Below are 6,765 nucleotides of genomic sequence, written 5' to 3' on the forward strand. Positions count from 1 at the left end.
TGCTTTCGCCAATCTCCAATGTCGAAGAAGAGACGCCAACGCAGAAGCTGCCGATCTCCCCCCTTGCGGGGGAGATGTCCGGCAGGACAGAGGGGGGTGGGCGGGAACTCACGCTATCCGAGATTTCCCTTTTGGCGAGGCGAAACCATCCGCAGCCCCTTACACCTTGACCAGCTGCTCCACGCGGTCTTTCTCGCCAAGTATGCGCAAATAGCGCTCGATCTCTTTTTCGTCGCCGGTGGCCTTGGCGGGATTGTCGGAGAGCTTGACCGCCGGGTGGCCATTGGCCTCGGTGACCTTGCAGACAAGCGAGATGGCGTCGAGCCGGTTGGTTTTGGTCGGCGCGCAGCCCTCGAAATCATTGGTCAGGTTGGTGCCCCAGCCGAAGGACATGCGCACCTTGCCGTGGAAATGGCGGTAGGTTTCCTCGATGGTCTCGACCTCGAGCCCGTCGGAGAAAATCAGCAGCTTCTGTCTGGGGTCCTTGCCCTTTCCGCGCCACCAGGAAAGGATCTTTTCGCCGCCTTCGATCGGCGGCGCGCTGTCGGGGCGAAAACCGGTCCAGTCGGCGATCCAGTCCGGCGCGTCACGCAGGAACGCCGCGGTGCCGAAGGTGTCCGGCAGCACGATCAGCAGATTGCCGCCATAGTAGCGCTGCCAGTCCTGCAGCACCTTGTAGGGCGACTGCTTCATTTCCTTTTCCGAATTGGCGAGCGCGGCGAACACCATCGGCAGTTCATGCGCGTTGGTGCCGAGCGCCTCGAGGTCGTTGTCCATGGCCAAAAGCACGTTGGAGGTGCCGGTGAAAGCCTCGCCGATGCCTTCCTTCAGCGCTTCGACGCACCAGCGCTGCCACAGGAAGGAATGGCGGCGGCGGGTGCCGAAATCCGAAATGCGGATATCCGGCAGCGCTTTCAGCCGCTCGGTTTTGGCCCACATCTTGGCCTTGGCGCGAGCATAGAGCACGTCGAGCGCGAAGGGCCCGAACGCCCGCATGGCGGCGCGAGAGCGAAGTTCATTGATAATTGCCAGCGCCGGGATCTCCCAGAGTGTTGTGTACATCCACGGACCGCTGAAAGTGAGCTCGTACTGGCCATCGCGCTTGGAAAGCTCGTATTCCGGCAACTGGAAATTCTCGAGCCAGGCGAGGAATTCCGGTTCAAAAATCTGCTTGCGGCCATAGAAGGTGTTGCCGCCAAGCCAGATCATCTCTTTCTTGGAGAAGCGCAAGGTGCGGGCATGGTCGAGCTGATCGCGCAATTCTGCCTCGTCGATCTCCTCGGCAAGGCGAACCGAGGTGGTCCGGTTGATCAGCGAGAACGTGGTGTCGATCTTGGGATACATGCCCCAGATCATCTGCAGCATCAGCAGCTTGTAGAAATCGGTGTCGAGCAGGCTGCGGATAATCGGGTCGAGCTTCCAGGTGTGGTTGTAGACGCGCCGCGCTATATCGGTCTTGGTCATGTCTCGATGCCGCCTTCGCTGCTCGCCCTAGCTTTTGTTTAGCGCTTTTCCCGGGAAGCCGCTGCGCACTATTCCGGGAATTGCTCCAAATGCCTCTTAGCATTGAATGTTTGAATGCGCCTCCCGCTTTGCCGGCTGGCCCGACAAAAAGAAAAGGCTGCGGGAAGCGCGCTGCGTCGGCTGCAGCCACTTCAGGGCGCGGTCTTGGCGCCGATCACCCTCAGCGCCGGACGCTTCCTGCGGATGCCGATGCGGCCCGCCACCGGCGCATCGGCGCGGCCGTCGGCCTGCTCCTTTTCGGCAAACAGCCAGTCGATGAACAGCTGCACGATCGGCGCCGACCTCATTTCGTTGCGGCAGACGACATAGAAATCGTCGACCGCCGGCACCGACAGGCTGAACGGCGCGACCAGCAGTCCCCTGGCAAGCAGTCCGCTTGCTGTCACCGTATCGCCCAACGCCACGCCATGGCCGTGGACCGCCGCCTCGCTCGCCATGCGCGCGTCGCCGAGATGATGGCGGCGGCCGCGCTCCAGATCCAGCGCGTCGGCGGCGGCCAGCCAGGTGTGCCATTCGCGGCCGTCGTCCCCGTGCAGGAAGACGTGATCGGCGAGATCGCGCACGGTGCGGATCGGACGGTTGTTGATCAGCGTCGGGCTGACCACCGGGAACAGTTCGAGGCCCGACCATTTGCGCATCCAGCAATCGGTCCAGCTGCCATCGCCATAGTGCACGCAGATATCGATCTGTGGCGCGCGGACGTCCTTGGCATCATTCGACGGGATCAGCGTCAGCCTAATATCGGGATACTGCGAGGTGAAGCTGCCGAGCCGCGGGATCATCCACAGCAGCAGCAGTGCCGGCACGCAGGACACCGACAGGGCGCCGGTGCTCGCCGGCCTTGTCATGCGCTGCGTGGCGGCGGCGATGCCGTCGAAGGCAGTTGACACCGCCGGCAGCAATTCGGCGCCGTGCGGCGTCAGCTTCACCCGCTGACCGGCGCGCTGGAACAGCTTGACGCCCAGCGACTGTTCGAGCGCCTTGATCTGATGGCTGACGGCGCCGTGGGTGACGTTGAGCTCAGCCGCCGCCTTGGTCAGCGAGGCATGGCGCGCCGTCGCCTCGAAGGCCCGCAATGGATTCAGGGGAGGCAGACGCTTGGCCATCGGAGCCTCAAAGGAACACGATCCCCCCGGTTTTGGATCAGACCGTGCTCGACATTAATGTGAGATTTTCTCACAGCAAACACCCTAACAATATCAATTGATTTTTCAATGCAGCTGCAAGACACTTTGGCTCGTACAGCATCAAGACGTGAAATCCGCAGGCAGCCGGCAGGAATGGCGACCGTCATTGATGGCCGCACTGCACCAGCCATGGAGGACCGACATGGGTTATAACAGCGGCAAGCTCGAAGCGTTGCGCCGCAAATATGGCGAAAGCCATGGCGGCGAGATGTTCGACCCAAAATTCCGGCGCGTCGCCGACAAGATTTTTTCCAAGAGCGGCACGCGGCTGGCGCCCTATTCCGGCATCCCGACCTTCCTCAGCGCGCCTTACCGGGAAATAGCCGCCGACAATCCTGATTTCGGCGATCTGCAGGTGGCGATGATCGGCGTGCCGATGGACCTTGGCGTGACCAACCGGCCGGGCGCCCGCTTCGGGCCAAGGGCACTGCGCGCCATCGAGCGCATCGGCCCCTACAACCATGTGCTGGAATGCGCGCCGACACACGAACTGAAGGTGGCTGACATCGGCGACGTGCCGTTCCAGAGCCGCTACCGGCTGGAAACCAGCCATGACGACATCGAGCGCCGGACGAACCAGATCGTCGACGCCGGAGTCATTCCGCTTTCGGTCGGCGGCGATCATTCGATCAGCCATCCGATCCTGAAGGCTGTCGGCAAAAAAGCGCCGGTCGGCATGATCCATATCGACGCCCATTGCGACACCAGCGGCCTGTTCGACATGACCAAGTTCCACCATGGCGGGCCGTTCCGCAACGCGGTGCTGGACGGGGTGCTGGATCCGTCGCGCACAATCCAGATCGGTATCCGCGGCTCGGCCGAGTATCTGTGGGAGTTCACCTACGAATCCGGCATGACCGTCGTGCATGCCGAAGAGGTGACCGGCCTCGGCATGCCCGCCATCATCGCGAAGGCGCACCAGATCGTTGGCGATGGCCCGACCTATGTGTCCTTCGACATCGACAGCATCGACCCGGCCTTTGCGCCGGGCACCGGCACGCCGGAAGTCGGCGGGCTGACGACGCGGGAAGTGCTTGAACTTCTGCGCGGCCTCAAAGGGCTCAACATCGTCGGCGGCGACGTCGTCGAGGTGGCGCCGCAATACGACGCAACCACCAACACGGCCCATGCCGGCGCGCAGGTGCTGTTCGAAATCCTCAGCCTGATGGTGTTCAGCCCGGCGATCTCAGGCAAGCGAGCTTAACGCACATCCAAGGCGACCGCCGCGCTGGAGCCGGCGGCCGCATTCAAACAAAACAAGCTTCCAGCAGGGGAACGACAATGGCACTTCACATGAAATCATCCATCGCCGCCGTGCTGATGCTCGCCGGCCTCGGTCTTGCCACCCAGGCCGCCAATGCCGACGCGCTCGACGACATCACCAAGGCCGGCGCGATCAATGTCGGCATTTTCTCCGACTTTCCGCCCTTCTCCTCGGCCAGTGCTGATATGAGCATCAAGGGCTATGACATCGACGTGGCGCAATTCATCGCCGACCAGCTCAAGGTCAAGCTCAATTTGGTCAGCGTGACCGGGCAGAACCGCATCCCGTATCTTACCGACAAGCGCGTCGATATCCTGATGAGCGTCGGCTACTCCAAGGAGCGTGAGCAGGTGATTGATTTCGCCGCCGCCTACGCACCCTACTATATCGCCGTGATCGGCCCGGCCGAGCTCAAGGTCGAAGGCAAGGACGACCTCGCCGACAAGTCGATCGCCGTCAACCGCGGCACGCTGGAAGATACGTCACTGACCGAGGCAGCACCCGCCTCGGCCGACATCCGCCGTTTCGACAACTACAACTCCGTCATCCAGGCCTTCATCTCGGGTCAGACCCAACTGATGGTCGTCGGCAACGATGTCGGCGCCCAGGTGCTCGCCCGCCAGGAGGCACTGAAGCCGGAGCAGAAGTTCCAGCTTCTCACCTCGCCCTCGCATATCGGCCTCAACAAGAACGAGGACCGCCTGAAGCAGGCGGTCAACGACGCGGTCGCCAAGATGCTGGCCGACGGCAAGCTGGACGAAAGCTCGAAAGCCTGGCTCAAAACACCGCTCAATCCCGACAACCTCAAGGATTGATCTCCGAGGTAAGGACCTATCATGGGCTACAGCCTCGACTTCGGCTGGCTTGCCGATGCGACAGCTGCGATCGCGCGCGGGGCGGCCATGACGATCCTTTTGATCGCCGTGACCACGCTGGCGGGAACGTTCCTCAGCATCCTCGGCGCAGCAGGGCGGCGAAACGGCCCCTTGCTGCTCAAGCGGGCAATCGGCGTCTATGTCGAAATTATCAGGAACACGCCGTTCCTTGTGCAGCTGTTCTTCATCTTCTTCGGGTTGCCCAGCATCGGCGTGAGGCTCGATCCGCTGCTGGCCGCCATGCTGGCAATGACGCTCAACATGGCGGCCTACACGATCGAGATCGTCGGCGCCGGGCTCGATGCGGTGCCGCGCGGGCAGACGGAAGCCGCCCTTGCGCTTGGGCTCAGGCTGCGTCAGGTCTTCGTCAAGATCGTGCTGCCGCAAGCGCTCAAGGTGATCTTTCCGGCGCTGACCAGCCAGATCATCATCATGATGCTGGAGTCCGCCGTGGTGTCGCAGATCGCGGTGCGCGAACTGACCTACGAGGCCGACATGCTGCAGGCGCGCACCTTCCGTGCTTTCGAGACCTATTTCGTGGTGACGATGGTCTATCTCGTCCTGTCGATGGGGCTGCGCCGGCTGCTGGTCAGCGGCGGCCGCCGCGCTCTGGGAGCCGGCGTGTCATGATCGAATTTACCTTCTGGGATATTGTCCGCAACCTTCTGCTCGCCGCGCGCTGGACGGTGCTTCTGTCACTGGCGGCCTTCGTCGGCGGCGGCGTGGTCGGCATGCTCGTGCTGTTCTTCCGGATCGCCAAGAATAAATGGGCGCGACGGCTTGCGTCGGGCTACATCGCGCTTTTCCAGGGAACGCCGCTGCTCATGCAGCTCTTCCTGATGTTCTTCGGCCTGCCGATGCTAGGCTTGCGCATCGAGCCGTGGACCGCTGCAGCGCTTGGCCTGACCTTCTTCGCCAGCGCCTATCTCGCCGAGATCTGGCGCAGCGGCGTCGATGCGCTGCCGCGCGGCCAGTGGGATGCCGGCGCCAGTCTCGGCCTTCACTATCTGCAGGAACTGAGGCTGATCATCCTGCCGCAAGCGTTTTCGATCACCCGTGCCCCGACCGTCGGTTTCCTGGTGCAGCTGATCAAGTCGACCGCGCTGACCTCGATCATCGGTTTCGAGGAACTGGTCAGGACATCCAACGCGATCAACAATGCGACCTTCGAGCCGTTCACCGTCTATGGGCTGGTCGCCTTGATCTTCTTCGTCATGTGCTTCCCGCTGACGCAATATGCGCGCTCGCTTGAACGACGGGCGACTTCAAACTAGCAAGCCGCCTCTGCGCTTGGCGTTCGAACGCCTTCTTCGCTTCTTCGGAGCTATCCCCTTGTTGGAAGAAGAGTTCTGTGTACTCTCACAATGCTTATCAAGGGCTTGGGGATGAGAATTGCAATGTTCGTCGCGTTGGCCGCGACAGTAGCCGGATGCGCGACCTCTCCGGTCGACTATGGAGCGTCGCTTTCGAAGCAAGACCGGAAATGGGCGTCGCCGGAATGCCAGCAAGCCCGCATGGAGGCTTCGGACTACGACGCTCGCGAAAAAAAGCAGCCGGGCTGGGGAACCGGCGTCTTTCTTGGCCCGTACGGATTAGGGCTCGCAGCAGCCATCAAGGAGCACCAGCAGAAGCAACGAAAATTGTTCGCCCGCGCGGTGCACTTGCGGTGCTCAAGCCTTCCACTGCCAAAAGAGTTGCACAGTGACCTAAGCCCACAGGCCGCGCGTGCAAATCAGACGAAATATCCATAGACGTCACGATCCCCGTCCTGCTTCGTGACGAAGCCGCTTTCATCAATGCCCAAAGGAGAGCGGCGGGGGGGGCCGCGCGCCCCCCCCCCCCCCCGCCCCGCGCCGCCCCCCCCCCCCCCCCCCCCCCCCCCCCCCGCCGCGCCCCCTGCCCCCCCCGGCCGGCC

The 6,765-nt window shown here is 62.6% G+C and carries 7 protein-coding genes; 5 read left to right on the forward strand and 2 right to left on the reverse strand.

The features are described 5' to 3' along the window. Positions 1 to 159 precede the first annotated feature (159 nt). Positions 160 to 1,464: a nicotinate phosphoribosyltransferase gene (gene pncB / locus AC0L3D_RS35565; RefSeq protein WP_473647413.1), complete on the reverse strand. Its 1,305-nt coding sequence runs from the start codon at positions 1,462 to 1,464 to the stop codon at positions 160 to 162. Between the two features lie 191 nt (positions 1,465 to 1,655). Continuing rightward, entirely contained in the window at positions 1,656 to 2,630 is a 975-nt protein-coding gene (gene gcvA / locus AC0L3D_RS35570) for a transcriptional regulator GcvA (protein WP_473647414.1), read from the reverse strand. Between the two features lie 223 nt (positions 2,631 to 2,853). Between gcvA and speB the strand changes: the two genes are divergently transcribed. From speB to AC0L3D_RS35595, 5 genes are all read left to right on the forward strand, one after another. Beyond that, entirely contained in the window at positions 2,854 to 3,915 is a 1,062-nt protein-coding gene (gene speB / locus AC0L3D_RS35575) for an agmatinase (protein ID WP_473626810.1), read from the forward strand. Positions 3,916 to 3,992: 77 nt separating this feature from the next. Next, positions 3,993 to 4,790, forward strand: a complete 798-nt coding sequence (locus tag AC0L3D_RS35580) for a transporter substrate-binding domain-containing protein (RefSeq protein WP_473626808.1) — start codon at positions 3,993 to 3,995, stop codon at positions 4,788 to 4,790. A gap of 21 nt (positions 4,791 to 4,811) precedes the next feature. Then, positions 4,812 to 5,480 (forward strand): amino acid ABC transporter permease, encoded by a 669-nt coding sequence (locus AC0L3D_RS35585; RefSeq protein ID WP_473647415.1) that lies wholly within the window; start codon positions 4,812 to 4,814, stop codon positions 5,478 to 5,480. After that, positions 5,477 to 6,124 (forward strand): amino acid ABC transporter permease, encoded by a 648-nt coding sequence (locus AC0L3D_RS35590; RefSeq protein ID WP_287345601.1) that lies wholly within the window; start codon positions 5,477 to 5,479, stop codon positions 6,122 to 6,124. The genes AC0L3D_RS35585 and AC0L3D_RS35590 overlap by 4 nt, the downstream gene beginning before the upstream one ends. A 111-nt stretch (positions 6,125 to 6,235) precedes the next feature. Then, positions 6,236 to 6,601 (forward strand): hypothetical protein, encoded by a 366-nt coding sequence (locus tag AC0L3D_RS35595; RefSeq protein ID WP_287246970.1) that lies wholly within the window; start codon positions 6,236 to 6,238, stop codon positions 6,599 to 6,601. The last annotated feature ends 164 nt before the right edge of the window (positions 6,602 to 6,765 follow it).

It is taken from the genome of Mesorhizobium sp. WSM4837 (genome assembly GCF_055811435.1).

Coding starts and splice junctions, on each gene's coding strand:
- pncB (WP_473647413.1), bottom strand. CDS start 1,464: ATGACCAAGACCGATATAGCGCGGCGCGTCTACAACCACACCTGGAAG.
- gcvA (WP_473647414.1), bottom strand. CDS start 2,630: ATGGCCAAGCGTCTGCCTCCCCTGAATCCATTGCGGGCCTTCGAGGCG.
- speB (WP_473626810.1), top strand. CDS start 2,854: ATGGGTTATAACAGCGGCAAGCTCGAAGCGTTGCGCCGCAAATATGGC.
- AC0L3D_RS35580 (WP_473626808.1), top strand. CDS start 3,993: ATGGCACTTCACATGAAATCATCCATCGCCGCCGTGCTGATGCTCGCC.
- AC0L3D_RS35585 (WP_473647415.1), top strand. CDS start 4,812: ATGGGCTACAGCCTCGACTTCGGCTGGCTTGCCGATGCGACAGCTGCG.
- AC0L3D_RS35590 (WP_287345601.1), top strand. CDS start 5,477: ATGATCGAATTTACCTTCTGGGATATTGTCCGCAACCTTCTGCTCGCC.
- AC0L3D_RS35595 (WP_287246970.1), top strand. CDS start 6,236: ATGAGAATTGCAATGTTCGTCGCGTTGGCCGCGACAGTAGCCGGATGC.